This is a genomic window from Streptomyces sp. NPDC005423, assembly GCF_040606415.1.
Taxonomy (GTDB): domain Bacteria; phylum Actinomycetota; class Actinomycetes; order Streptomycetales; family Streptomycetaceae; genus Streptomyces.
Genome location: NZ_JBEXET010000033.1, coordinates 1 through 25,745 on the forward strand (window position 1 = coordinate 1; position 25,745 = coordinate 25,745).

At 68.6% G+C, this 25,745-nt stretch carries 20 protein-coding genes and 3 pseudogenes; 18 read left to right on the forward strand and 5 right to left on the reverse strand.

Translation table 11 applies throughout. The features are described from left to right. Positions 1–90: 90 nt before the first annotated feature. Complete coding sequence (locus ABZT12_RS28060; protein ID WP_356389642.1) at positions 91–339, reverse strand: hypothetical protein; 249 nt, start codon at positions 337–339, stop codon at positions 91–93. Positions 340–544: 205 nt separating this feature from the next. On the opposite strand from ABZT12_RS28060, the pseudogene ABZT12_RS28065 reads away from it, so the two are divergent. After that, positions 545–1,169, forward strand: a pseudogene (locus ABZT12_RS28065) (ISAzo13 family transposase); the annotation flags it as partial. 478 nt (positions 1,170–1,647) lie between these two features. Here ABZT12_RS28065 and ABZT12_RS28070 read toward each other — a convergent pair. Next, positions 1,648–1,965, reverse strand: a pseudogene (locus tag ABZT12_RS28070) (transposase); the annotation flags it as partial. A gap of 667 nt (positions 1,966–2,632) precedes the next feature. Between ABZT12_RS28070 and ABZT12_RS28075 the strand changes: the two are divergent. Together ABZT12_RS28075 and ABZT12_RS28080 are read left to right on the forward strand one after the other, a co-directional pair. Further along, positions 2,633–3,289, forward strand: coding sequence for an FGGY family carbohydrate kinase (locus ABZT12_RS28075; protein WP_356389644.1), 657 nt, complete (start codon positions 2,633–2,635; stop codon positions 3,287–3,289). A gap of 127 nt (positions 3,290–3,416) precedes the next feature. Next, positions 3,417–4,304: an FGGY-family carbohydrate kinase gene (locus ABZT12_RS28080; protein WP_356389646.1), complete on the forward strand. Its 888-nt coding sequence runs from the start codon at positions 3,417–3,419 to the stop codon at positions 4,302–4,304. On the opposite strand, the gene ABZT12_RS28085 is transcribed toward ABZT12_RS28080, so the two are convergent. Then, on the reverse strand, positions 4,209–5,195 hold the full coding sequence (locus ABZT12_RS28085; RefSeq protein ID WP_356389648.1) for a carbohydrate kinase: 987 nt from the start codon (positions 5,193–5,195) through the stop codon (positions 4,209–4,211). The genes ABZT12_RS28080 and ABZT12_RS28085 overlap by 96 nt on opposite strands. A 265-nt stretch (positions 5,196–5,460) precedes the next feature. Here ABZT12_RS28085 and ABZT12_RS28090 point away from each other — a divergent pair, with 265 nt between their 5' ends. From ABZT12_RS28090 to ABZT12_RS28155, 14 genes are all read left to right on the forward strand, one after another. Continuing rightward, positions 5,461–6,813, forward strand: a complete 1,353-nt coding sequence (locus tag ABZT12_RS28090; protein WP_356389650.1) for a sugar ABC transporter substrate-binding protein — start codon at positions 5,461–5,463, stop codon at positions 6,811–6,813. Between the two features lie 79 nt (positions 6,814–6,892). Continuing rightward, entirely contained in the window at positions 6,893–7,849 is a 957-nt protein-coding gene (locus ABZT12_RS28095; protein WP_356389652.1) for a sugar ABC transporter permease, read from the forward strand. Then, on the forward strand, positions 7,846–8,736 hold the full coding sequence (locus tag ABZT12_RS28100; protein WP_356389654.1) for a carbohydrate ABC transporter permease: 891 nt from the start codon (positions 7,846–7,848) through the stop codon (positions 8,734–8,736). Before ABZT12_RS28095 ends, ABZT12_RS28100 begins: the two co-directional genes overlap by 4 nt. Next, positions 8,733–9,740 carry a zinc-dependent alcohol dehydrogenase family protein gene (locus tag ABZT12_RS28105; RefSeq protein WP_356389656.1) on the forward strand — a complete coding sequence of 336 codons (1,008 nt, stop codon included), beginning with the start codon at positions 8,733–8,735 and terminating at the stop codon, positions 9,738–9,740. The genes ABZT12_RS28100 and ABZT12_RS28105 overlap by 4 nt, the downstream gene beginning before the upstream one ends. A gap of 26 nt (positions 9,741–9,766) precedes the next feature. After that, positions 9,767–10,801 carry an alcohol dehydrogenase catalytic domain-containing protein gene (locus ABZT12_RS28110; RefSeq protein ID WP_356389658.1) on the forward strand — a complete coding sequence of 345 codons (1,035 nt, stop codon included), beginning with the start codon at positions 9,767–9,769 and terminating at the stop codon, positions 10,799–10,801. A 153-nt stretch (positions 10,802–10,954) separates the two neighbouring features. After that, a complete protein-coding gene (locus ABZT12_RS28115) occupies positions 10,955–11,764 on the forward strand; it encodes a DeoR/GlpR family DNA-binding transcription regulator (protein ID WP_356389660.1) in 810 nt (269 codons plus the stop codon). Beyond that, positions 11,761–12,498, forward strand: coding sequence for an HAD-IA family hydrolase (locus ABZT12_RS28120; RefSeq protein ID WP_356389662.1), 738 nt, complete (start codon positions 11,761–11,763; stop codon positions 12,496–12,498). Before ABZT12_RS28115 ends, ABZT12_RS28120 begins: the two co-directional genes overlap by 4 nt. A gap of 399 nt (positions 12,499–12,897) precedes the next feature. After that, a complete protein-coding gene (locus tag ABZT12_RS28125) occupies positions 12,898–13,896 on the forward strand; it encodes a LacI family DNA-binding transcriptional regulator (RefSeq protein WP_356389664.1) in 999 nt (332 codons plus the stop codon). A gap of 392 nt (positions 13,897–14,288) precedes the next feature. Beyond that, on the forward strand, positions 14,289–15,587 hold the full coding sequence (locus tag ABZT12_RS28130) for an extracellular solute-binding protein (RefSeq protein ID WP_356389666.1): 1,299 nt from the start codon (positions 14,289–14,291) through the stop codon (positions 15,585–15,587). A gap of 51 nt (positions 15,588–15,638) precedes the next feature. After that, the gene (locus ABZT12_RS28135; RefSeq protein WP_356389668.1) at positions 15,639–16,523 is read left to right on the forward strand and encodes a sugar ABC transporter permease; all 885 of its coding nucleotides are present in this window, start codon (positions 15,639–15,641) and stop codon (positions 16,521–16,523) included. 6 nt (positions 16,524–16,529) lie between these two features. Continuing rightward, positions 16,530–17,426, forward strand: coding sequence for a carbohydrate ABC transporter permease (locus ABZT12_RS28140; protein WP_356389670.1), 897 nt, complete (start codon positions 16,530–16,532; stop codon positions 17,424–17,426). Then, entirely contained in the window at positions 17,423–20,056 is a 2,634-nt protein-coding gene (locus ABZT12_RS28145) for a family 78 glycoside hydrolase catalytic domain (protein ID WP_356389672.1), read from the forward strand. The genes ABZT12_RS28140 and ABZT12_RS28145 overlap by 4 nt, the downstream gene beginning before the upstream one ends. A gap of 69 nt (positions 20,057–20,125) precedes the next feature. Then, positions 20,126–21,559 carry a family 43 glycosylhydrolase gene (locus ABZT12_RS28150; RefSeq protein ID WP_356389674.1) on the forward strand — a complete coding sequence of 478 codons (1,434 nt, stop codon included), beginning with the start codon at positions 20,126–20,128 and terminating at the stop codon, positions 21,557–21,559. Positions 21,560–21,891: 332 nt separating this feature from the next. Beyond that, on the forward strand, positions 21,892–22,773 hold the full coding sequence (locus ABZT12_RS28155) for a helix-turn-helix transcriptional regulator (RefSeq protein ID WP_356389676.1): 882 nt from the start codon (positions 21,892–21,894) through the stop codon (positions 22,771–22,773). Positions 22,774–22,943: 170 nt separating this feature from the next. Here the strand turns inward: ABZT12_RS28155 and ABZT12_RS28160 are convergent. Both ABZT12_RS28160 and ABZT12_RS28165 read right to left on the reverse strand, forming a co-directional pair. Further along, positions 22,944–23,021 (reverse strand): annotated as a pseudogene (locus tag ABZT12_RS28160) (IS5/IS1182 family transposase); the annotation flags it as partial. A 7-nt stretch (positions 23,022–23,028) separates the two neighbouring features. Then, positions 23,029–23,733, reverse strand: a complete 705-nt coding sequence (locus ABZT12_RS28165; protein WP_356389678.1) for a hypothetical protein — start codon at positions 23,731–23,733, stop codon at positions 23,029–23,031. Between the two features lie 1,124 nt (positions 23,734–24,857). Between ABZT12_RS28165 and ABZT12_RS28170 the strand changes: the two genes are divergently transcribed. After that, positions 24,858–25,736: an aldo/keto reductase gene (locus tag ABZT12_RS28170; RefSeq protein WP_356389680.1), complete on the forward strand. Its 879-nt coding sequence runs from the start codon at positions 24,858–24,860 to the stop codon at positions 25,734–25,736. Positions 25,737–25,745: the final 9 nt, after the last annotated feature.

Consider the following 25,745-nt stretch of genomic DNA (forward strand, 5'->3'; position numbering starts at 1 on the left):
CCTCTCACCAGTCGAGTTCGAACAACAACAGAGAGCACGTAAACTCACACTCGCAGCATGAACCCCCGTGTCCACACTCCGGGGGACGCCTCACATCCCGCCCGCACCCGGACCCACCGTCACAACGGCCGGCTCCGGCTCCGGCTCCGGCTCCGGCGACAGAATGCCCGGCGGTCGCCGTCCACCATCGGTGGCCTCAAGCCATTGCCCGAACACCACCTCGGCGGCCTCCAACCGGGCCACCTCCAGCTCGAGTTCGCCCAGCTCCTTGCGCAGCAGCTCGGCACGTTTCACCAGCTCAAGCCGCCGCTCGATCGTCCACGTGAGTACGTCCGTCATGAACATCCCTCCCGACGCGGAACCTACGCAGCAGCCCCCGAACCTCACGCCAGAACCCGCGAGAACGCCCACGCCAGACGATCTCGTGCTAACGATCACCCCACCTGCCAGCGTGAGGCCCGCACCGGCGCATCACACCAGCCCCACTGAACTGCGGAAACGAGCATGGCGCAGCCTCACTGGGGCACCCGGTCGGCGCCACGCGACTGTTGGACGTCTGCTGCACGCGATGGGCTATAGCCTGCAAGGCACGGCGAAAACCACTGAAGGTGCACGCCACCCGGACCGCGACGCCCACGGCTGCCATTCCCTACGGGGTCTACGACCTGGCCACCAACACCGGCTGGGTCAACGTCGGGACCGACCACGACACCGCCGAGTTCGCCACGGAGTCCATTCGCCGCTGGTGGCGCCGTCGTGGGCGGGTGGACCATCCGGACGCGGACCGGTTACTGATCACCGCGGACGCCGGCGGATCGAACAATCCCCGCTACTGGACCTGGAGGAAGCAGCTGCACACCTTCGCCCGCGAGAGTGGACTGGAGGTCACAGTGTGTCACTTTCCGCCCGGTACTTCGAAGTGGAACAAGATCGAGCACCGGATGTTCTGCCACATCACTGCCAACTGGCGCGGCCGGCCGCTGACCAGCTACCAAGTCGTGCTCAAGACAATCGCCGCAACGACCACCGCGACCGGGCTGAAGATCGACGCCGAGCTGGACACCGGCTACTACCCCCTCGGCACCACCGTCACGACCGCCGGATTCCACGCCCTACCGATCACACCCGATGCATTCCACGGCAACTGGAACTACACCCAGGCCCCGGACCCCCCAAGCCCTTCCGAAGAACCGGCGACTCGCCGCCCCATCGACCCCGCCGTGACCCGGATGCTTACCGATCCGACACTGACCGGCATGGCACGCTCGGATTTCGCACAACTCGTGGCGGTCTCCGAGCCCTACTGGGACGCCCTGGCAGAGGCGGCCTTCCAGCGTCGCTTCCACCGACCACGGGGCTACCTCCACCTGCAAACCAGCAGCCTGGACCACTTCCACCGATTACTTGCCGCCCTCCTGCGCCGCCGCAAGGCCGCAACCAGCACCCTGATGGCCCAGATGCTGGGCGTCACACGCACCAACCTGTCCAACCAGTTCCAAGACGGCCACCGAATTCTCGACCTGCACCGCACCACCGTCACACCGATGCCTGGCTCACCCGCACGCACGCTCCAGCAACTGCAAACTCATCTCACGACCGCGGAGAACACCCACGCAGATCAACTCTGACAGTTATTCATGAACAAGCCCCGGCGGTGCCGGAGTACTGGCGCTGCACGCCCGCGGAGGTGGTGCCTTTCTTGACGAAGCCGGTGTCGTCGAGGATGAGCATTCCGCCGCCCTCGCCGAGGTTGTCGGCGACGTATGTCTGCAGGTCATCGCGGATGGCGTCGGCGTTCCAGATGGCCCCGTTCAGTAGTCGCTGCAGGCCGTCGGGGGTGTGGTGGCCGGCGTGCTCGGCCAGTCGCCAGCCGTTTTTGCGGCCGACCGGGCCGAGCAGTGCGCGGACGTAGTCGCGCATGCGGCGTCGCAGGTCGGCGCGGCTGAAACGGTGGCCGATGTGCAGGAAGAGGTCGTCGAGTTCACGGTCCCAGTTCGCGTCAGCAAGGTCATCGATCACGCTGGGAGGCTGCCCTCGTCACAGCTCGGGCAGTGCTCGGTGCCACTCGTTGGAGGGGCGCTCCGGCAAGACCACCCCTGATGGAACATCAGCCAACTACACTCCCGACGATGCCCTTTGACCAGGCCAGATAGCGAACCGCTACTGGAGCACTAGGCATCGGTGAGGGCTGGCCAGGAACTGTCGGTCGCCTCCCTCACGCTCGCATGCAGTCATCCGCGGATGGGCCCCCGCCCCGCATCGGCGCGAGCGGGCCGTATCGGCCGCCGACCACTCCTGAAGGAAAAAGAGCAACGCCGTCGGACAGATGACGGTCAGGGCGCGTCGACCGGCTACGTGGGACGATCGGCCCGGTGGATGGTGGATTCGGCACGGGAGGAGACCCCGGTGCGCGTTCTGGTCAACGGTGATCGGTGGTCCCCGCCGGGTACGTCGACGTCCTGGCAGAGGTGTGCGGCCCGTTTCGGACCGGGGCGCGGCGTTGACTGAGCGGCAACCAAAGGGCTCCGGCGCGACCACGACGCGGCGTTCGGCGCGGCTCGTCGCCGGACTCGCGGTGACGGGCCGGTCCGCCGCGACGGACACTGCCTGCGGCCTGAGGCGGGTGTGAGCTGTGGCGCGTGAACTGGTGCTCGGTGTCGACGCGGGCCACAGCGTGACCAAGGCCGTGTTGTTCGACGCCACCGGCCGAGCGGTGGCGCGGGGCAGCGGCACAGTGCCCCTGAAGACCCCTCGACCCCATTGGGTGGAGAGGGACATGGACGGTGTGTGGCGGACGGCGGCGTTCCAGGCCATCGCCGCCTGCCTCGCCGAGGTGGGACCGGACGCGGGGCGAGCCGTCGCCGCGGTGGGACTGGCCGGGCACGGCGACGGCCTGTACGCCGTCGACGAGCTCGGCCGGCCGGTGCGCGCCGGGATCGTGGCGATGGACACGCGCGCCGAACCCATGCTGGTGCAGTGGCGGGGCACTCCGGTCTGGTCGCGCGCCCTGGAGTTGTCGGGCACTGTGCCGTTCGCTGGTTTCCCGGCCGCCCTGCTGGCCTGGCTCGCCCGCCACGAGCCGGGAGCGCTTGCGCAGGCCCGTTGGCTGTTGTCCTGCAAGGACTGGCTGTGCCTGAGACTGACGGGCGCGGTGGCCACCGATCCGACAGACGCCAGTGCCTCGTTCACCGACATGCGTCGGGCGGCTACTCGCCGGAACTGCTCGATCTGTACGGCCTCGGCGCGCTCGCCCGCCTGCTGCCGCCCGTGCTGGCCAGCGACGCGGTGAGCGGAACCGTCACCCGTGAGGCCGCGGCTCTCACCGGGCTCATCGCCGGTACGCCCGTCGTCACGGGCGCCCATACGTCGATGCCGCCGCGCTTGGGATCGGCGGCACGACGCCGGGCGAGCTGTGCGTGATCGCCGGGTCGTTCAGCATCAACCAGGTGGTCAGCGAGCGTCCGGTCGTCGATCCGCGCTGGCAGGTCCGGCACTTCGTCCGACCGGGCCAATGGATGAGCATGTCCACCTCACCCGCCTCGGTGGCGAACCTGGAGTGGTCTCTGCGGGTCACGAGCGCGCCGGCCGACCAGCGGTACGACATCCACGAGGCGATCGGCCGAGAGGTCGAGGCATGCCTGGACGGTCCGTCGGAGGTGCTGTTCCACCTGTTCGTCCACGGCTCCCCGCACCCGTATCCCGCGTCCGGGACGTTCCTCGGCCTTCGCGGTTGGCACGGCCGCGGCCACCTGCTGCGGGCCCTGATGGAAGGGGTGGTTCTCAATCACCGCTGGCACGTCGACGCGCTCTGCTCGAAGCTGCCGGTCACCGGGGCGGCGGCCCGGCTGACCGGCGGCGCCGCACACAGTGCGGTGTGGAGCCAGATGTTCGCCGACGCGCTGCGACGACCGGTGGTGGTGACCGATGTGCAGGAGAGCGCCGCCCGGGGAACGGCCCTGCTCGCCGCCACCGCCGTCGGACTGCTCGACGACGTGACGGACCCGCGCGCCACCGCCGCCGTACTCAGACGCCACGAACCCCGCCCCGACCGGGTCGCCGTACTCGACGAGGCGTACGCGGTGTACCGGGAGGCGCTGGAGGCTCTCGGACCGGTCTGGCCCGTCTGGACGCGCCCGAGGCTCCGGAGTGAGTGCCGGACGAGCCGGCGACATGAGGGATCGACGGGCATCCAGGCACGGCCACTGCTGCTACACGGGGGGCGTCACTCCGTCGTAGCGGTACGGCGGCTGGGCGCCGGCGCGGGTGCAGGTGTCGGCCGCGATTTCCACGGCGTACGACAGTAGCCGGGCCAGCTCCCCGGCGCCGAGGTGGTCGACACCGTCGCGGCTGAGGTGGCCGGTGTGGTGCAGATGGGCGAGCACTCCGGCGGTGAAGGCGTCGCCCGCTCCGACCGTGTCGACGACCCGGACCGCCGGGGCCGGCGCATGGACACGGGCGTCGCGGCGGGCGGCCCAGGCGCCCTTGGAGCCGAACGTGATCAGGACGAGTCCCGCCCCGGACGCGAGCCAGCCTTCGGCCACTGCCTCATACGACTCACCGGGGTGGAGCCAGGCCAGGTCCTCGTCGCTCGCCTTCACCACGTCGGCGAGCGCCACCCACTCGGCGAACCGCCGGAGATAGGCGGCGCGGTCGGTGACCAGGTTCGGCCGCACGTTCGGGTCGAGGGACACCAGTCGCCGGCCCGCCTCCCGGCGAATCAGTCCGTCGAGCGTGGAGGCCAGAGGTTCGAGCAGCAGACCCAGCGACCCCAGGTGCAGAGCCGTCCCCGGGGGCAGCGCGCCGCCGTCCGGGAGAGCGGCGAGGTGTTCAGGGAGCAGGCCGCGGTCGGCGGTGCCGTTCGCGTGGAAGGAGTAGGCGGCCGACCCGTCCTCGCGCAGATGCACGGCGGCGAGAGTGGTGGGGTCGGACGCAGGCAGCGCATGGGTGAGCCGGGTGCCGGACGCCGCGAGGTGTGCGCGCAGGAGATCGCCGAAGTGGTCGTCGGAGATGCGCGCGAGCAGTGCCGTGGGGACCTGGAGTCGGCCGAGACCGGCAGCGACGTTGAGGCAGGAGCCGCCCGGGCGCGGCTGGAAGGCCGCGGCACCATCGGCCGTGCGGGCCGGGGTGAGGTCCACCAGCGCGTCGCCGGCGACGACGACGGCAGGCTGGTCTGCGGGGTCCGGTCTGGCGTTCATGTGGGTTCCTCGGGGACGGCGGCGGCAAGGTCGAGGGGCTGGGGCTGGGCTGTTCGGCGGAGTTGCGTAGCCCCACGCAGCGCCCGCTTGACGATAAGTCCGCAGAGAATTTCTCGCAAGATGTGTTAACAACGGTGCAGTCTCCTGCTAATAATTCGGCCAACGAAACGCGCCCGACTCCCCAAGGACGCATCCACACCCCTGCTCGACCCGCCGCGCCTCAGTCGAGATCCCGGCGAACCCGCACGAGAGGTCCCCCCGTCACATGGCATCGACCAGATACGCCCTCATAGCCGGCGCCGCCGCCACCGCCCTGCTCGCCACAGCCTGTTCCGGAGCCGGAGCCGGCGGGTCCTCGGATGGAGGGAAGAGCATCAACGTGCTGATGGTCGGCAACCCGCAGATGGAGGACATCGCGAAGCTGACCAAGAACAACTTCACCAAGGACACCGGGATCAAGGTCAACTTCACGATCCTTCCCGAGAACGAGCTGCGCGACAAAGTCACCCAGGACATCGCCACCCAAGCCGGCCAGTACGACGTCGCCACCATCGGCGCCTACGAGGTGCCCATCTGGGAGAAGAACGGCTGGCTGCACGACCTGGGCTCCTACGCCGACAAGGACAAGGGCTTCGACGAGGCCGACCTGCTCAAGCCGATGGTGCAGTCGCTCACCGGCTCGGACGGCAAGCTCTACGCCCTGCCGTTCTACGGCGAGTCCTCGATGCTCATGTACAACAAGGACGTCATGAAGGCCAAGGGCGTCACGGTGCCCGAACATCCGACCTGGCAGCAGATCGCCGACATCGCGGCCAAGGTCGACGGCGCCGAGCCGGGGATGAAGGGCATCTGCCTGCGCGGTCTGGCCGGCTGGGGTGAGCTGGGTGCGCCGCTGACGTCCATGGTCAACACCTTCGGCGGCACCTGGTTCACCAAGGACTGGAAGGCCCAGGTCAACAGCGGCGGCTTCAAGGACGCCACGAAGTTCTACGTCGACCTGGTCCGCAAGCACGGTGAGGCCGGCGCCCCGCAGGCCGGGTTCACCGAGTGCCTGAACGCGCTGAGCCAGAAGAAGGTCGCGATGTGGTACGACGCGACCAGCGCGGCCGGCTCGCTGGAGGACCCGAGCGCCAGCAAGATCGCCGGCCATGTCGGTTACGCCTACGCACCGACCGTCAGGACGGACAGCAGCGGCTGGCTGTGGGCCTGGTCGTGGGCCATGCCCAAGACCACGAAGAACGCCGACGCCGCCTCGAAGTTCATGCTGTGGGCCTCAAGCAAGAAGTACGAGAACCTCGTCGGCGAGAAGCTCGGCTGGGCGCGTGTCCCGGCGGGCAAGCGGGCCAGCACGTACGAGATCCCTCAGTACAAGAAGGCCGCAGCCTCCTTCGGTGACATCACTCTGAAGTCCATCGAGGGTGCCGACCCGGCCAACCCGGGCGTCCAGCCCAGGCCGACGGTGGGCATCCAGTACGTGGCCATCCCCGAGTTCCAGGACCTGGGCACCAAGGTGACCCAGGAGATCTCCGCAGCGATCGCCGGCAAGACCAGCGTGGACAAGGCGCTCGACGACGGCCAGAAGCTGGCCGAGGACGTCGCCAAGACCTACCAGAAGTGACCGTCAGCGCCCGGTCGCCCCTGTTGCCGGCCGGGCGCCGCTTCCCCGACCCCGGCCCTCACCGGCAGAGGAACCACTCATGACCACGCTCACCGCACCCCCCAAGACACCACCCCTCCGTACCCGGAAGTCCTCGGGCGCGGCGGCCAAGTGGAAGCGCCGCATCCCGCTGCTGCCAGCGCTGATCTTCACCATCGTCGTCACGCAACTGCCCTTCGTGGCCACGTTGATCATCTCCACGTTCCAGTGGAACATCCTCAAGCCGGGCGAGAGGCACTTCGTCGGGCTGTCCAACTTCTCGTTCGTCTTCACCGACGAGCGGCTGCGTACGGCCGTGCTCAACACCGTCGTGCTCACGGCGTCGGTGGTGATCATCAGCGTGATCCTCGGACTCGGTCTGGCGATGCTCCTCGACCGCCGGTTCGCCGGCCGTGGGCTGGCGCGCACCCTGCTCGTCGCCCCGTTCCTGGTCATGCCGGTCGCGGCGGCGCTGCTGTGGAAGCACGCCATCTACAACCCCGACTACGGCCTGCTCAACGGCACCCTCAACGCCGTATACAGGTTCTTCGGAGCGGACAACGGCCCCACGGTCGACTGGATCTCCTCCTACCCGATGCCCGCCGTCGTGATCTCGCTGGTCTGGCAGTGGACCCCGTTCATGATGCTGATCCTCCTGGCCGGCCTCCAGGCGCAGCCCGGAGACGTCCTGGAGGCAGCCCGCATGGACGCCGCCTCCGCGCTGCAGACCTTCCGCCACATCACCCTGCCGCACCTGCGCCAGTACATCGAACTGGGCGTCCTGCTCGGCACGATCTACGTCGTACAGACCTTCGACGCGGTCTTCACCATCACCCAGGGCGGCCCCGGCTCCCAGACCACCAACCTGCCCTACGAGATCTACCTGACCATGTTCCGCAAGTACGAGTACGGCGAGGCAGCCGCCGCCGGTGTCGTCGTCGTCCTCGGCGCGTTCGTCATCGCGACCTTCGCGCTGCGCACCATCGCGTCGCTGTTCCGCGAGGAGACATCCCGATGACCACCGCTCACGCAGCAGTCGCCGCGCCCGGGGCGAGGTTCACAAAGCTCTTCCACCGCAAGCAGGACCAGGGCGGTGAGCCCCGGCTCTCTCCCCTGTGGACCTTCGTCGCCTGGCTCGCCACCCTGGCGTTCTTCGCGCCGGTGGCCTGGATGGTGCTCACCTCCTTCCACCAGGAGGCCGACGCGGCCACCAATCCGCCCACGCCCTTCGCCGCAGTCACCTTCGACCAGTACAAACTCCTGTTCAGCCGGGACATCACGCCCTTCCTCCTCAACTCGGCCATGGCCAGCATCCTTTCGACGCTGCTCGTGCTCGCCCTAGCGGTGCCGGCGGCTTACGCGCTGTCCATCAAGCCGGTCGAGAAGTGGACCGACGTGATGTTCTTCTTCCTGTCCACCAAGTTCCTCCCGGCCATCGCGGCCCTCCTGCCGGTGTACCTGATCGTCAAGGACGCCGGGATGCTGGACAACGTGTGGACGCTGGCCATCCTCTACACCGCCATGAACCTGCCGATCGCCGTGTGGATGATGCGCTCCTTCCTCGCCGAGGTCCCCAAGGAGATCCTGGAGGCGGCCGAGGTCGACGGCGCGGGCCTGCTCACCGTGCTGTGGCGGGTCGTCGCACCGGTCGCCATGCCCGGACTCGCCGCCACCTCGCTGATCTGCTTCATCTTCAGCTGGAACGAGTTCATGTTCGCCGTCAACCTCACCGCCACGCAGGCGTCCACCGCACCGGTGTTCCTGGTCGGCTTCATCACCAACGAGGGCCTGTTCCTGGCCCGGCTGTGCGCGGCGGCCACCCTGGTCTCCCTGCCCGTCCTCATCGCCGGTTTCGCCGCCCAGGACAAACTGGTCCGCGGCCTGTCCCTGGGAGCGGTGAAGTGAGGGCGGCCGTCATCACCCAGCCCGGCAGCGTCGAAATCGCCACCGTCGAGGACCCGGCCCCCGGCCCGCGCGAGGTTGTCGTCGAGGTCGCGGCCACCGGGCTGTGCGGCACCGACCTGCACATCCTCCAGGGGGAGTTCGCCCCGAAACTGCCCATCATCCCCGGCCACGAGTTCGCCGGGGAGGTCGTGGCCCGCGGCAGTGAGGTCACCGAACTCGCGCTCGGCGACCAGGTCGCCGTGGACCCGTCGCTGTACTGCTTCGAGTGCCACTACTGCCGCCTCGGCCACAACAACCTCTGCGAACGCTGGGCCGCCATCGGCGTCACGCACCCGGGCGCCGCCGCCGAGTACGCCGTGGCGCCCGCCGCCAACTGCGTACGACTGCCCGATCACGTGGACGCCCAGGACGCGGCCCTGATCGAGCCGCTGTCCTGCGCGGTGCGCGGCTACGACGTCCTGCGCAGCCGCCTCGCCTCCCGCGTGCTCGTCTACGGCGCCGGAACCATGGGCCTGATGATGCTCCAGCTCGCCAAGGCCACCGGCGCCGCGAGCGTCGACGTCGTCGACCTCAACGCCGAACGCCTGGCCACGGCATGGCAATTGGGCTGCTCCGCCGGTGCCGCGTCCGCGGAGGAAATCGACCCGCCGCCCTACGGATGGGATCTGGTCATCGACGCCACAGGCAACGCGAAAGCCATCCAGGACGCCCTCGGCCGGGTGGGCAAAGGCGGCACGTACCTGCAGTTCGGAGTCGCCGACTACGCCACCCGGGCCACCATCGAGCCGTACAAGATCTACAACCAGGAGATCACGATCACCGGCTCCATGGCTGTCCTGCACAGCTTCGAACGTGCCGCGAACCTCTTCGCCACCGGTGTCATCGACCCGCGCGTCTTCATCAGTGACCGCCTTCCCCTGGTGGCGTTCCCGGACGCGGTCGCCCGCTTCCAGGCAGGCATCGGCCGCAAGATCCAGATCCAGCCCGGCCTCGCCACCGCGTGAACGCCCGAACCGAACGGAATCCCCCCATGACCGAGCAGATCCGCCGCGTTCTCGTCCGCTCCCTCGACGACATCACCCTCGAGGAGGTGCCTGCCCCCGTACCCGGAGACGACGAACTCCTGGTGCGCACCACCGTCGTCGGCGTGTGCGGCTCCGACACCCATGCGGCGGCCGGCCACCACCCCTTCATCGACCTGCCCTACCACCCAGGCCACGAGGCGGTCGGTGTCGTCGCCGCAGCAGGGAAGGGAGCCGAGGACTTCGCGCCCGGCGACCGGGTGATCATCGAGCCCAACCTGTACTGCGGCCGCTGCCCCCAGTGCCGCTCCGGCCGCTACAACATCTGCCAGGAACTGAAGGTCTTCGGCTGCCAGACGCCCGGTGCCATGGCCGACCTGTTCACCATCACGGCCGACCGCGTCCACCGCGTCCCCGACGGCATGACCGACATCGAGGCCGCCCTCGTCGAGCCCCTGGCCACCCCGGTGCACGCCGTGGCGAAGGCAGGTGACCTCACCGGCCGCACAGTCGCCGTACTCGGCGCCGGGCCCATCGGTCTGCTCGTCCTTGCCGCCGCCCGGCACGCGGGCGCCGCGAGGATCGCCGTCACCGACCTGCTGCCCGGCAAGCGGGACCGCGCCCTGCGTCTGGGAGCCGACACGGCCCTGCCCGCCGACGCCACCGACCTCGCCGACCAGGCCCACGCGGCGCTCGGCGGACCGGCGGACGTGGTCTTCGACTGCGTGGCGCGCGAACAGTCCATCGCCCAGGCCACCGACCTGGTCACCAAGGGCGGCACGATCATCGTCGTCGGCGTCGGAGCCGCAGGGACCACCCCCGTCCGTCTGGACCTGATCCAGGACCGGGAGATCCGCATCGAGGGCACCCTGATGTACACCGGCGACGACTACCGCACCGCCATGTCCCTGATCTCTTCTGGCGTCATCGACACCGCCGAGATCGTCACCGCCACCTACCCGCTTGAGGACGCCGCCAAGGCTTTCGCCGCATCCGTCGACCCAGAGCAGGTCAAGGTGCTGGTCACGGTGGACGGCCGGTAGCCCACACCCGCGCAGGCAGGGAAGCGGACACGCACGTCGTACGCAGCCGCTGCCGCACGAGCGACCCGAGGCCCGCGAGCCGGAACGGGATCCGACCCGCACCGCCCCGTGTGGGAAACTGCGAGACCGGAGCAACCGGGAAGGAGGGGCGCCGTGACCGACCGTACGCGACTGTCACAGGCGGCCGTCGAGGAGCGGCGCCAGGCCGTGCTGCGGTACGTCGCCGACCACGGCGAGACCCGCATCGACGACCTCGCCCGGCACTTCGACGTCAGCCTGATGACGATGCACCGGGACCTCGACGACCTCACCGGGAGGCATCTGCTGCGCAAGGAGCGCGGGCGGGCCGTCGCGTTCCCCGCCCTCACCATGGAGACGGCCACCCGTTTCCGGGAGAACAGCGCCCTAGCAGCCAAGAACGCGCTGTGCGCGGCCGTCGCCAGCCGGATCAGGCCGGGCAGCACGATACTCATGGAGGACTCGACCACCCTGTTCCCCCTGGTCCCAGCGCTGGCCGCGGTGGATCAGCTGCACGTCGTCACCAACTCGGTCGGCCTCGCCCAGCGCCTCGGGTCCGCCGCCCCCGGGGTGAACGTCACCCTGCTGGGCGGCCACTACCGCGGCGACTTCAACTCCTGCACCGGCCCCACCGTCACCCGCGCCCTGTCCCACATCAGGGCCGATCTCGCCCTGATGTCCGCCACCGCCGTCCTGGAAGGACGCCTCTTCCACCCCCTGAACGACTACGTCGAGGTGAAGCTGGCCATGCTCGCCTCCGCCGAACAGGCGCTACTTCTGGTGGACCACTCGAAGTTCGGCAAGACCGCCACGTACGCATATGGCACCATGGCCGACTACCACACCGTTATCACCGACACCGGCACCCCCGACACGGAACTCGCGGCCATACGCGACCTCGAAGTCCCCGTCGAGACGGTCGAACCCGAAGAGCCTTCCCCGTGATCCACACCCTATTCGAAACACCGAGCGCCTACCGCCCCAGCGACGCCGAGATGGCCGCGCCGGTGCTCCCGGTCCAGGCCGTCCTGTTCGACTTCAGCAACACCCTCTTCCAGATGATCGACCTGGAGACGTGGCTGCGCCGGGTCGGCTCCGCCGCCGGCCGCCACGCCGTGCTCCACGAGCCCGGCTCAGTGGCCGGGATCGCCGACCAATTGCGCGCCGCCTTCCGGCTGCCCTCAGTCGTAGCCCTCCAGGAAGGCCGCGATCTATCTTCCGAACAGCACCGCCGCGCCATGTGGGGATGGTGGGGGCAGGTGGACTTTCTGCGCGGTGCGGAGGAGGCGGCCTACCGGGAGCTCACCGCTCCAGACGCCTGGGTTCCCTATCCCGACACCGAACCGGTCCTGCGTGCCCTGCACCAGCGCGGACTGCGCGTCGGCATCGTGAGCGACTTTGCCTGGGACCTGCGCATCCACCTCGCCCACCACGGGCTGGACGCCTTGTACGACACCTGCGTGATCTCCTACGAGCAGGGCCGCGAAAAGCCCGACTCGCAACTGTTCCTCAAAGCCTGCGCCGACCTCGGCGCGGACCCCCGCGCCACCCTCATGGTCGGCGACAACCCGGTCCGCGACGGCGGCGCGGCCGCCTGCGGTCTGCGCACCTACATCCTGCCTGCGGAACACCGCACCGGTGAGCGCGGCCTGACGGATGTGCAGCGGCTCGTGGTCTGAGTTGCGCAGCAACCGGGTGGAGGCCGCGGGGTGGTGCGGCCCCTGGGGGGCCGCCGCGTGCGGTGTCAGCCTGATTGATGCGCTTCAATCAGGCTGGCGGAGGAGACCCACAATCCCTGAAGGTCGTCCATTTCGGTTGGCGGGCACTGACCGGTGATCGTGCCGAAGGATGTCGGAGCTACGCTGTGACCTGCTGTTATCCGATGGTCCTATCCGTCCTTGATGTCTGACTGGACACGAGGACTTGGAACGCTTCAACGCGCGTCATGTATCCTGCGGCTTGTCCGCGACAGCCTGGTCACTGTGAGTGCCGTGCGGTCCGGGGTTGAATGAGGCCGGAGGTCGAGGAGCGCTGTGGCAACCGCCCGTCCGCGAGTACAGGGGCATGCCGGTCCGAGCATGCAGGACGTCGCCGACTCCGCGGGCGTCTCGGTCGGCACAGTCTCCAACGTCCTCAACCATCCGGCGAAGGTGAGCCCGGCGACGGCGCAACGAGTCCGCGAAGCCATCGGCCGACTGGGTTTCGTGCGCAATGACGCCGCCCGGTCGCTGGTGTCGGGATCGACCAACAGCGTCGGCATGGTGCTCGCCGACATCGAGAACTCCCTGTTCATCGACATGGCGCACGGTGCGCAGGACGCCGCTCGCGCGGTCGGCCAGAACCTGCTGCTCGCGAACACGGCGTGCGACATGACCCTTCAGGACGACTACCTGGACCTCTTCGACGAGTCCCGGGTCACCGGCGTGCTGCTGGCTCCGATGGAGGACTCCTCGGCCGGTATCGCGCGCATCCGTTCGCATGGGCGCCAGGTCGTGCTCCTCAACTACGCTCCGAAACCGGGCAACTGTTGTTCGGTGCTGGTCAACAATGAGCACGTCGGATATCTGGCAGCCCGCCATCTCATCGACACCGGGCGTACGCGACTGGCCTATGTGGTGGCGCACGACGACTACCAGCCCGTGCGCGACCGGCGCAGGGGGGTGCGTGCGGCGGTCGAGGAGGCGGGACCCGGCGTCAGCCTGGAGGAGATCGACAGCTTCGGCCTGACCGCGCCCCACGGCCATGTGGTCGGGCAGGATCTCGCGCGACGAACCCCTGGAGATTTGCCGGACGGCCTGATCGCCGTCACCGATGAGCTGGCCAACGCCATCATTCATGAGCTGCACACCGTGGCGGGGATCCGCGTGCCCGACCAGATCGCGGTCGTCGGCTGCGAGAACAACCGCACGGCCGGCACCGCGGCGGTACCGCTGACCGCGGTGGACATGCCGGGCCGGATGATGGGGCAGGAAGCGATCCGGCTGCTGATGGACGAGGTGGCTTCGGACGGCCGGCACCGGCATGCCACCGTCGTGCTGGAGCCCGAGCTGATCGTCCGCGCCAGCGCGCCGAGCTGATCGTCCGCGCCAGCGCGCGGAACTGATCGTCCGCGCCGGTGCGCTGACACCGCGCCAAGCGCTCCGCCGGCAGTGCCGCGATGTGTTGTCGGCACTCCGCGGCACCAAGCGACCGGGCGGGCAGTCCCAGCGCTCTTCAAGCCGTTGCCGAACCGCCGCCGACATCGCCTGACCTGCTCACCCGTCCGCAATCTGATCGTCCGCGTCAGCCTGCCACGCTGACCGGCGGTTCATCAGCTCGCGCTCGTGGCAGCCCCCGTCGGCCGCCCCGACGCCCGCAGCTGCGGTTCGGAAACATCCCCGACAGATCCTTGACACACGCAAAAACGGGTCATAGGTTCCCGGCATCCCTCCATTGAAGCGTTTCAACACGCCCGCGCCGAGGAGCACCTGTGCACAAGACATTCAGAACCCGCCGTATCGCCCTCCTGGCGACCGCTGCCACCGGGAGCCTGCTGCTGAGCGCCTGCGGCGGCGGGAGCGCCTCGGGCGGCGACGTCAAGGCGTTCACTCTCACCATCAACGACGACAACCACATCGTGCAGCAGGAGCTCACCACCCTGGGCAAGGGCTCGTGCGCGTCACAGAACAAGGCGCTGCCGCTGAAGATCCAGACGCTGCCGATCGGCAACGTCGACCAGAAGGTGCAGCTTCTCGCCGGCCAGAACGCCCTGCCGGTGCAGTTCGCGGCGGGAGGCACGCCGCAGCTCACCAAGACCCTCGACAAGGCCGGGCAGGTCCTCGACCTGGAGAAGACGCTCAAGGACCTCGGTGTCTGGGACGACCTCCAGCCGGCCGCCGTCAAGACCGTGGAGAACCTGTACGGCAAGTTCAACGTGATGCCCTACCAGTTCAACATCGAGGGCATCTGGTACAACAAGAAGCTCTTCGCCGACCACGGCATCGCCGTCCCGACCACGTACGACCAGCTGGTTGCGGCGGCGGCGAAGCTCAAGGGCGCCGGTGTCACCGCATTCTCCGCGGACGGCAAGGAAGGCTGGCCCCTCACCCGTCTGATCAGCGGCTACATCTACCGCGAACTCGGACCGGACGCCCTGCGGGCGGTGGCGGACGGCAAGGCCAAGCTGACGGACCCCGCCTACGTGAAGGCCGCACAGGCCATCGCCGACCTGGGCAAGGCGGGCTACTTCGGCAAGGGCGTCGGATCGATCGACTACGACACAGCAGCACAGCAGTTCCTGACCGGCAAGGCCGCTATGTACTACATGGGCAGCTGGGCGCTCGGCGACTTCAACGACCCGGCCAAGAACAAGATCGGCGCGGACGACGTCGGCTTCATGCCGTTCCCGGCCGTTGCGGGCGGCAAGGGCAGCGCGGACCAGATCCCGGCCAACGTCGGCCTCCCCGTGGCCGTCTCCGCGAAGTCCTACAACGCCAAGGTCGGCGACTGGCTCTCCTGCATCAGCAAGAACTACGGCGCCGCCTCGCTGAAGGACCAGGGCACGGTCTCCGGGTTCAAGCCGGGCGGCGACACCGGCACGCTGCCTCCGCTCACCCAGACCGTCCAGGACACCATCACCAGGACCAGGACCAGCACCCTGTGGTTCGAGGCGCTCTTCACCACGAAGGCGACAGAGACCAGCCAGACGAACGCTGCGTCGCTCGTCACCGGATCCCTCTCGGCCAAGGACTTCATGCAGAAGATCCAGGCGGACCTCGACAACGGCTGACCCGTCCGCACCACCGTGATCTGCGCCAACCCCCTTCGTGAGAGAGCCGACATGCGTTCCGTTCTGGGAGACCGCCGTGCCATCGCCGTCCTGCTGGGCCCGGCGCTGCTGGTGTACACACTGGTCATGCTGGTACCGATGGGCTGGTCCCTCGGATACACCTTCTTCAGAGGCAACGTCATCGAGGGCTTCACCTTCGGGGGGCTCGGAAACTTCGACAAGCTCTGGAACGACCCGCAGGCCCACTCGGCGCTGTGGTTCACGTTCAAGTACGGGATTGCCGTCAGCGCCGGGCAGATCTTCTGCGGGTACCTGCTCGCACTGCTTTACGTGTTCGTCCTGCGCAAGTCGTCGGCGGTTGTGCGGACGCTGGTGTTCTTCCCGGTGATCCTTCCGACGGTCGCCGTGGCCCTGATGTTCCAGAAGCTCTTCGCCGTCGCGCCGCAGAACGGCCTGGCCAACGTCGCTCTCGAAGGGCTCGGCATCCAGCACGGCGACTGGTTCGCCGGCGCGGGCGGCTCCTTCATCGTCCTGGTCGTCATGGACGTATGGCGCTCCATGGGCTTCTACGGCGTCCTCATCTTCGCCGGGCTCCTCGACATCCCCGACGAGACCCTCGAGTCGGCACGGATGGACGGCGCCACCGGATGGCGGCTGATCCGGCACATCGTCCTGCCGCTGTCCGCGCCCGTGCTGCTGTCCTCGGTCGTCTTCAGCATCAACGGCACCCTCAAGGTCTTCGACTCGGTCCTCGCCCTGACCAACGGCGGACCGGGCAGCGACACGACGCCACTGACCCTCTACATGTTCCGCACCGCCTTCTCCTACGGCGACTACGGCTACGGCAGCACCATCGCCTCGCTGCTCACCGTCGTATGCCTCGGGGTCACCCTCATCATCTTCCGCCTCTCGCGCCGCGACCTGACCAAGGGCTGAACCTCCATGACCGACACCATGACGGCACCGCCGCGGGAAAACCTGGCCCGTCCCCGGCCGGGTACCGTCCGAGGGCGAGCGAACGCCCGGCGTCTGACGCGGAACCTGCTCGTCGCACTGCTGGTCGTCGTCGAGGTGGCGCCGCTGCTGTGGCTGCTGCTGAGCTCCTTCAAGACCCAGTCCGAGTTCGTCAACGACCCCGCCTGGTCGCTGCCGGGCAAGTGGGACCTGCACAACTACGCCGACGCCTGGACGAGCGGGCACGTCGGCCTCTACATCCGCAACAGCCTCCTGGCCACCGCGCCCTCGCTCGCCCTCATCATCGTCCTCGGCACGGCCGCAGGCTTCGCCCTAGAGGTGATGATCTGGCGCGGACGCCACCAGGTCCTCCTCGTCTTCCTGCTGGGCATCATGGTGCCCAGCCAGATGATCCTGCTGCCCCTGTTCCGGTTGTACTTCCAGAGCGGGCTCTCCGGCACGATGTGGCCGCTGATCATCACCTACACCGCGGTCGGCCTCCCGCTCACCGTCTTCATGATGGCCACCTACTTCCGGGCCGTCCCGCGCGAGATCTTCGAGGCCGCCACCCTCGACGGGGCGAGCATGCTCACCGCGTTCTGGCGGATCGGGTTCCCCGTCGTCCGCAACGCCGTCTTCACGGTCGCGCTGGTGCAGTTCTTCTTCATCTGGAACGACCTGCTCGTCTCGCTCACCTTCACCACCGACGACAGCCTGCGCACCATCCAGGTGGGGCTGCTCAACTTCACCGGGCAGTACGGCGAGACGGCCTACGGACCGCTGTTCGCCGCGATCAGCATCAACGTGGTCGGCGCCCTGGTGCTCTACCTGCTGATCAACCAGCGCATCATCAAGGGCCTGACCGCCGGGGCGGTGAAGGGATGAGCGACGAGCGGACACCCGCGGTGGACGTCCCGACCGCGGAACATCATCGGGAGCCGTTCGGCATCGGCGAGTCGTCGCCCCGGATCTCCTGGAAGACCGCAGCACCTGTCGGCTGGACGCAGCAGGCGTACCAGATCGAGGCCACCCGCGCCGACGGGACGTGCCGCACGCACTGGCTGACCTCCCGGGACTCCGTGCTCGTCCCCTGGCCCCTGCGGCCACTGGCGTCCAGAGAAGCCTGCGAGGTCCGGGTGCGGGTCCGCGGAACCGACCAGGTGAGCAGCGACTGGAGTCGACCGCTGCGGATCGAGACGGGCCTGCTGACACCGACGGACTGGACGGCCCGCGCGATCTCGCCGCACGAGCCACACCGGCCGGAGAGGCAGGAGAGGCCGGAGAGGCAGGACGCCGAGCGCCGGCCGCCCCTGCTGCGCAAGGAGTTCGCCGTCGCCGCGGACATCGAGCGTGCGCGACTGTACGTCACCGCCCACGGCCTGTACGAGATCGAGATCAACGGCCGACGGGTCGGCGACCACGCCCTCGCGCCCGGCTGGACCAGCTACCACCATCGGCTGCGCTATCAGACCCACGACGTCACCGACCACCTGCGCGCCGGTGCCAACGCCATCGGTGCGTGGCTGGCCGACGGCTGGTACCGCGGGCGGCTGGGTTTCGGCGGCGGCCACGCCGACCTGTACGGCGACCGGGTCGCGCTCATCGCCCAACTGGAGATCGTCCACCGCGACGGAACCGTCACCGTCGTCGGCACCGACACCTCCTGGCACGCCGGCCAGGGCCCCGTCCTCTCCTCGGGACTGCTCGACGGCGAGACGTACGACGCGCGCGAGGAACTGCCCGGCTGGTCGAGTCCGGTGTTCGACGACGGCGACTGGTCGCCGGTGGACATCGTCGAGCGGGACCCGGCGACCCTGGTCGCGCCCACCGGCCCGCCGGTGCGCTGCACGCAGGAGATCAGCCCTGTTCTGGTGACCCCTCTCGACGGCGACCGGTTCCTGGTGGACTTTGGGCAGAACCTGGTCGGCAGGGTCCGCATCACCATGTCCGGTCCGGCCGGGCACACCGTCGTCATCCGCCACGCCGAGGTGCTCCAGGACGGAGAGCTGTGCGTGCGCCCGCTGCGCGATGCGGTGTCCACCGACCGGTACACCCTGCGCGGCGGCGCCCCCGAAACCTGGGAGCCGCGCTTCACCCTCCACGGCTTCCGATACGCCGAGATCACCGGCTGGCGCGGCAGCGGCTTCCCGGACCGCGACATCGTCGCCCGCGTCCACCACACCGACATGGCCCGCACCGGCTGGTTCGAGTGCTCCGACGAGCAGGTCAACCGCCTGCACGAGAACGTGGTGTGGAGCCTGCGCGGCAACTTCGTCGACCTTCCCACCGACTGCCCGCAACGTGACGAGCGGCTCGGCTGGACCGGTGACATCCAGGTCTTCGCGCCCACGGCCGCCTTCCTGTACGACTGCCACGGCATGCTCGCCTCCTGGCTGCGCGACGTTGCCGTGGAACAGCACGACGACGGGACCGTCCCCTGGTACGTACCGGAGATCCCGGGGGGCGAGCAGTGGACCCCCTCCAGACCGGGCGCCGGCTGGGGCGACGTCGTGGCACTCACTCCGTGGGACCTCTACCGGGCGTCGGGCGACACCGCTCTGCTCGCCGCCCAGTACGAGAGCGCACGGCGATGGGTCGACCTCATCACCGAACTCGCCGACGAGTCGGGCCTGTGGAATCGCGGCTACCAACTCGGCGACTGGCTCGACCCGTTCGCACCCCCCGAGGATCCCGGCGCCGGCCGTACCGACCGGCACCTCATCGCCACGGCGTACTACGCCTGGTCCCTGCGGCATGTGGCCTGGACCGCCGACGTCCTCGGGCGCGAGGACGACCGGGACCGCTACGGGGAACTCGCGCGACGCGTCCAACACGCGTTCGCCGACGCGTACGTGCTGCCCGGCGGCCTGATGACCAGCGACACCCAGACCGCCTACGCCGTCGCCCTCCAGTTCGACCTCCTCCCCGACGCCGCGTCCCGGGTCGCCGCGGGACATCGCCTGGCCGAACTGGTCGAGGCGGGCGGGCACACCATCCAGACCGGCTTCATCGGTACTCCGCTCGTGGCACCCGCGCTGAGTACCACGCACCATGACGACACCGCCTACGCCCTGCTCCTCCAGCAGGAGTGCCCCTCGTGGCTGTACGCGCTCACACACGACGCCACCACCATCTGGGAACGCTGGGACAGCATGCTGCCCGACGGCACCGTCAATCCCGGCGAGATGACCTCGTTCAACCACTACGCTCTCGGCGCCGTCGCCCAGTGGCTGCACACCACCGTCGCCGGGCTGGCCATGGGTGCGCCGGGCTACCGAGACATCGTCTTTCGCCCACGGCCGGGCGGCGGCCTCACGTGGGCGAGCGCCGCCCACGAGTCACCGTACGGGCGGGTGGCGATCCGATGGGAGCTGCAGGAAGCGGACCTCGCCGTCGAAACGACCGTGCCCACGGGGGCCACCGGACGGATCGAGTGGCCAGACGGAGGCGTGAGCACCCTGCCGACCGGGACCACCACCACCCGCCGACCGTGTCCCGGCTCCGACTCCCACTGACCCGTCCATGATCCCGGTTGGTTCGCGCCAACCACAGCAGAACAAAACAGCAGAACAAAGGAGTCTCGCATGAGCAGCCACCACGCCGCCGACGGGTCCCGCCCCGGCATACGCAGACATCGGCAGCGTTCCGTCCTCGCCACGATCGTCGTCACCCTCCTGACGGTTCTCGGCTTGATCACCGCCTCCCCCGCACAGGCACTCAGCGGTGATCTCCGCATGCACGACCCGAGTGTCATCAAGGTGGGCAGCTGCTACTACGGCTTCTCCACCGGATTCGAGAACGACCCGCTCAACCCCAGCGGATCCATCACCCTCCGCAAGACGTGCGCCGGCACCGCGGCCTCCGGATGGACCAAGGTCGGCAACGTCTGGTCGTCGACCCCGTCCTGGATCACCGCCAAGCTCGGTTCGACCCCGCCGAACATCTGGGCCCCGGACATCAAGTACTTCAACGGCGTCTACCACCTGTACTACGCCGGTTCGCTCTGGGGCTCGAACTACGCGGTGATGGGCCTGGCCACCGCCACGAACATCGAGGGCCCCTGGACCGACCAGGGCATGGTCACGGATGTCAACTACCCGATCGACCCCAACGTCGAGTGGGGGCCGGACGGTCGGCTGTACATCTCCTGGGGCTCCTGGACCGGCAGCGGCACCTACCTGCACGTCCTGGACCAGACCACAGGCAAGCTGTCCACCACCGACCACAACCTGTGGCACATCGCCGTCGGCATCGAGAACCCGACGATCATCCGCAACGGTGGCTACTACTACCTCTTCGGCTCCAAGGGCAGCTGCTGCAGCGGCGTCAACAGCACCTACTACACCGTGGTCGGCCGCTCCCGCAGCATCACCGGGCCGTACCTGGACCAGAACGGCACCGACATGGCCTCCGGTGGCGGGACCACCGTCCTGACCGGCGCCTACCCCAGGGTGGCCGCCGGTGGCGCCGACGCCTACGACGACGGCACGTCCAAGTTCCTCGCCTACCACTACTACGACGGCGACAACTCCGGGCAGGAGACCCTCGACATCCGGCAGGTGACCTTCGCCGCCGGCTGGCCGGTCATCGCCAGTCCGCTCGGGGCCTCGAACAACCACCTGCTGAACCGCACCAGCGCCAAGTGCGCGGACGTCTGGTCCCTGAGTACGACAGAGGGGGCGGCAGTGAACTCCGGCAACTGCAACTCCGGGGCCAACCAGCAGTGGGTGCCCACCGCGGTGGGCACCGCCTACGAACTCGTCAACGTCAACAGCGGCAAGTGTCTGCAGATCTCCGGCGCCTCCACCGCCGACAATGCGGTGGCCGTCCAGTCGACGTGCACCGGGGCTCCGCACCAACGGTGGAAGAGGACGGCGGTGATCGGCGGCTACGTCACCTTCACCAACGTGCGCAGCCGCAAGTGCCTGGAGGTCGCCGGGGCGTCGACCGCCAATGGCGCCGCCCTGGACCAGGCAACGTGCACCGCCGGCGCCGACCAGCAGTGGATGGTCGTCTGACGCGCGGGACGACCGCCGACCTGCGGGGACTCTGGGCGGGCCGTGCACCACGGGCTGCCCGGAGTCCACATCCGCGCCCAGGGCGCGGGCGCGCAGTAGCGCCCCCCGTTGCGGTTTTCGTGGCTCCGCAACGGGGCTTCCGGCCTTCGGGTCCGGCATGACTTCCCCATCCTGGTGTTGATGATCCGGGGGGTGCCAGCCACGGTTATGGTCGACTGCTCACGATCAAGGCTCACACGCAATAAGCTCGCATGAAAAACGGAGAAATGCATCCGGGGAGTGGAACATCCAGGGAAGAAATCCTCTCCCCTTCCCCACGTGCGATCGATGTAATGCTGGGAAGCATGATCAGCAACGTTCCCCTTAATGAGCTGGGAGAATTCCTCAAGAAGCGCCGCTCAAAGCTGAGCCCCCGCACCGTGGACCTGCCCGAAAACGGCAGGCCTCGCCGGGTGGCCGGGCTGCGCCGCGAAGAGGTAGCCCAACTCGCCAGCATCAGTACCGACTACTACACCCGGCTCGAGCAAGGCTGCACGCAGGCGTCCGCTCCCGTACTGGATATCCTCGCCCGCGTCCTCCACCTGGACGACGACGAGCGGGGCTATCTGTTCCAGCTCGCGGGCAAGACTGGCACCCGCACCCGGCGTCGTGGTCGGCAGCAGGTCCAGCCGCAGCTGCGACGCGTCCTGGACGACCTCACCTTCACCCCAGCCATCGTGCAGGGCCGGCGCGTGGACATCCTCGCCTGGAACGCCCTGGCCGCCGTCCTGGTCACCGACTTCTCCCGCCTCCCGGAAAAGCACCGCAACTACCCGCGGATCATCTTCACCGATCCGGCGATGCGCGGGCTCCATGCCGACTGGAGGACCTCTGCGCGGCTGGCCGTGGCTCAGCTACGGATGGAGGCGGCGCAGTATTCCGAGGATCCCCATCTGATCGAGCTCGTCGGTGAACTGTCCACACGGGACCGGCAGTTCGCCCGCTGGTGGGGCGGCCAACGGGTCGCGGCCCGAACTGCGGGCACCACGACTCTCAACCACCCGGTTGTCGGCGAACTCATCCTCGGCTGGGACACTTTGACCGCCAACACCGACTCCGACCAGCACCTCACCGTGTGGGCCGCCGAACCCGGCTCCCCCTCCCAGGAGCGGCTGCGTATCCTCTCCTCCTGGGCCGCCGACGAGAACCTGTCCGCGTCACAGCCACTCATCTGAAGCTTGAAGCCGGGGTGTACCCCATGCATGGCGGCGTCGCAGAGTCTCCGCAGACCGATCTCACAGGCCGAACGACGGAAGACGAGTTCGACGGCCATGGCGTTCTCTCACGGTGCCGGACGGTCAGCAGGAGCGGGCCAGACCGAGGGAGGACTGGGCGATGAAGTTCAGCGCCAGAACTGCTGTGGGCTCAGTCCGGTGAACGGGGCCGTCCAAGACGGCTCTGACGCCGTGATCGCACCAGACACGGCAAGATCATGGCACTCGACCAGCGGTTACGGAACAGCCCTTACGGGGCGAAGCCGGGGTGCGGAATCTGCGCCGAAGGACCAGGACCGAGCCGGCGAGCAGGGCCAGGGAGCCGAGGGTCAACTGGCCGGCGATGGACGGACAGTCCGACGGCGTGTCGTAACCACCGTCCTTCAGGCCGGCCTGGCGTTCGAAGTGGTTGAACGCGCCCGGGAAGAACGTCTCGTCGAGGGCGTACAACGTGGGGAAGGCGGCGGGCCCGGCGGCGATCGAGAAGGCCGCCCATTGGTCGGAGTGCCGGGCCTCGTGTTTCGAGAGGCGGTCCGTACGCGGCGTCTCCGTTTCCATGCGCTGGTCGGTCAGGAAGACGGTGCCGAACATGGTGCCGGCACGGACGACCCCGCCGTCCAGGGTCACGGCGGTGGTCCCGTTGTCGTTCTGATACACGCCTCCGCCCTTGCTGACGCCGTACAGCAGGGCCGCCTCGGAAACCGGTGCGTTGACCATGGCGCGCGTGGTCTCCCACGCGCCACCGCCGCCGCTGGGCCCGGTCACCACGAAGAAGCCGGCCAACACCAGTTGCAGCGCCGCGCCCGCTCCGACCGTTGCCAGGCGGCACCGGGACGGCACCCGCCCGCGCAGGGTGCCGACCACGGCAAGGACCAGACCCACCAGGCCGCCACAGATCAGGCATGCGGTCCACCACAACACCCTGCGGACTCTCCGGTTCCCAGGGCGCGAGACGGGCAATTGTCGCTCGGGAACAACTGGTTGACGGTCCGGCAGGACCGTGGCAGCGGGCCGGTCCAGCACCGACGTTGTCACGGGCGCCTCGCCGAACCTCGATCGGCGCCGGTGATGAAGCTTGCCTTGCTCATGTTCTTTGCGTCCTGTCAGCAGTTCAACGACCACGCGCAGGAATTCCCACTTCGTGATCCACGGGCGAGAAATACTCGATGCCGACCCTTACACGAGGGCGCGGGCACCAAAAGGGGAGAAAATCATCCAGGTAGCGACCTCTCCCCCTTTACCGCATGCAAGGCGGTGGGAACGTGGTCGCGGTCCTCGACTCAGTAGGCCCGTCGCCCCGACCCCTTGGTCGAGAGCGCGCAGCTGGTCGGCGCTCAGGGCATCACCGGTGTCCCGGTGGGCGGTGGAGCGGATCTGGTGGACGTCACGGATGACCGTGGACTCACCGTAGATGTCCATGCCTGCGGCATCCATCCGGGTCGCCACTGGAGTCGACGTGTCACAAGTGGGTTGCTCTGTCGCGGGAAGCCGGCGCACGGCGCAGCATCAGAGCCAGGACTCGCTCTTGCCGGCGGGGTGCTCGCAGAGGAAATCGACGACGGATGCGAGTTCGGGCTCGGTGGCCATGCGGGAGCCTCCCGGGGCACGTTGGGTGTGCACCCTTGGGGGAGCGCACTCCGATGGAGGAGACCACCGCTGGTGAGCGCGGTACCGGCCGCCCGGACCGATGCAGGGGCCGCCGACTCCCGCTCGTGTGGCTCTTCGAGACGTGGTGGCCGCGCGGGAGGTCGTGCCAGGGCCGCTGCTCGGGACTGGAGGCAGGCCGGGTGAGAGGGGGAGGGATTCCTCCCCGGACGGATTTCTCCCATTTTCGGTCTGCCGCGCGAGTGACAGGCTCGTCAGCGTGATCGGCCACAGGGCCTGCGGCGCCGGGGCCCGGCCGTTTCGCCGACCTCGCACACAAATCCACCGGGGCTGCCCCAGGTGAGGTCAGGCCGCCGCAGGCGCAGGGCTGGCAGGAATCTTCCCCGTCCCGGATCCGTGCCCCGTTCAGTTCTCACATGATCAGCCGACAAGGAGACTCTATGAGTACGCAGTCCACCGCACGTCCCGCTGACGCGTCCGGCACTTTCGACCTGGGAGGCGACCTGAGGGTCAACCGTCTGGGCTACGGTGCCATGCAGCTGACGGGCCCCGGCGTCTGGGGCGACCCACGTGACCCGGACGAGGCCGTCCGTGTGCTGCGGCGCGCCGTCGAGCTCGGCGTCAACTTCATCGACACCGCCGACGCCTACGGACCGTTCGTCAACGAGCAGCTGATCCACAAGGCCTTGCACCCGTACGCGGATGACCTGGTCATCGCCACGAAGGGCGGCCAGACCCGCCAGGGGCCGGGACCGAGCAACTGGACCCCGGTCGGCCGTCCCGAATACCTGCGCCAGCAGGTGGAGCTGAGCTTGCGTCACCTCGGGCTCGAACGTATCGACCTCTACCAGCTGCACCGCATTGACCCCAAGGTGCCGCTGGCCGAGCAGATCGGTGAACTTGCCCGGCTCCAGCAGGAGGGCAAGATCCGCCACATCGGTGTGTCCGAGGTGTCGGTCGCACAGCTCGAGGAGGCGCGCACTTACGCCGGGATCGCCTCCGTGCAGAACCTCTACAACCTCGTCAACCGGTCGGCTGAGGACGTCCTGGAGTACGCCGAGGCGGAGAACATCGCGTTCATCCCGTGGTTCCCGATCGCCACCGGCGAACTCGCCCGCCCGGGAGGCCCGTTGGACGCCGCGGCCCGGCAACATGGCGCGACTCCCGCACAACTCGCCCTGGCCTGGCTGCTGCAGCGCTCCCCGGTGATGGTGCCGATCCCTGGCACGTCAAGCGTCGTGCATCTGGAGGAGAACACCTACGCCGCGCTCGCCGAGCTCACCGACAGGGAGTTCAAGACCCTCGCGGAAGCCGTCTGACCGGGAGGC

What these genes read in the sequence shown, in the direction of transcription:
- ABZT12_RS28125 (WP_356389664.1), top strand. Translation starts at nt 12,898, where the DNA reads ATGCAGGACGTCGCCGACTCCGCGGGCGTCTCGGTCGGCACAGTCTCC.
- ABZT12_RS28170 (WP_356389680.1), top strand. Translation starts at nt 24,858, where the DNA reads ATGAGTACGCAGTCCACCGCACGTCCCGCTGACGCGTCCGGCACTTTC.
- ABZT12_RS28150 (WP_356389674.1), top strand. Translation starts at nt 20,126, where the DNA reads ATGAGCAGCCACCACGCCGCCGACGGGTCCCGCCCCGGCATACGCAGA.
- ABZT12_RS28095 (WP_356389652.1), top strand. Translation starts at nt 6,893, where the DNA reads ATGACCACGCTCACCGCACCCCCCAAGACACCACCCCTCCGTACCCGG.
- ABZT12_RS28135 (WP_356389668.1), top strand. Translation starts at nt 15,639, where the DNA reads ATGCGTTCCGTTCTGGGAGACCGCCGTGCCATCGCCGTCCTGCTGGGC.
- ABZT12_RS28090 (WP_356389650.1), top strand. Translation starts at nt 5,461, where the DNA reads ATGGCATCGACCAGATACGCCCTCATAGCCGGCGCCGCCGCCACCGCC.
- ABZT12_RS28155 (WP_356389676.1), top strand. Translation starts at nt 21,892, where the DNA reads ATGCTGGGAAGCATGATCAGCAACGTTCCCCTTAATGAGCTGGGAGAA.
- ABZT12_RS28145 (WP_356389672.1), top strand. Translation starts at nt 17,423, where the DNA reads ATGAGCGACGAGCGGACACCCGCGGTGGACGTCCCGACCGCGGAACAT.
- ABZT12_RS28110 (WP_356389658.1), top strand. Translation starts at nt 9,767, where the DNA reads ATGACCGAGCAGATCCGCCGCGTTCTCGTCCGCTCCCTCGACGACATC.
- ABZT12_RS28060 (WP_356389642.1), bottom strand. Translation starts at nt 339, where the DNA reads ATGACGGACGTACTCACGTGGACGATCGAGCGGCGGCTTGAGCTGGTG.
- ABZT12_RS28100 (WP_356389654.1), top strand. Translation starts at nt 7,846, where the DNA reads ATGACCACCGCTCACGCAGCAGTCGCCGCGCCCGGGGCGAGGTTCACA.
- ABZT12_RS28140 (WP_356389670.1), top strand. Translation starts at nt 16,530, where the DNA reads ATGACCGACACCATGACGGCACCGCCGCGGGAAAACCTGGCCCGTCCC.
- ABZT12_RS28085 (WP_356389648.1), bottom strand. Translation starts at nt 5,195, where the DNA reads ATGAACGCCAGACCGGACCCCGCAGACCAGCCTGCCGTCGTCGTCGCC.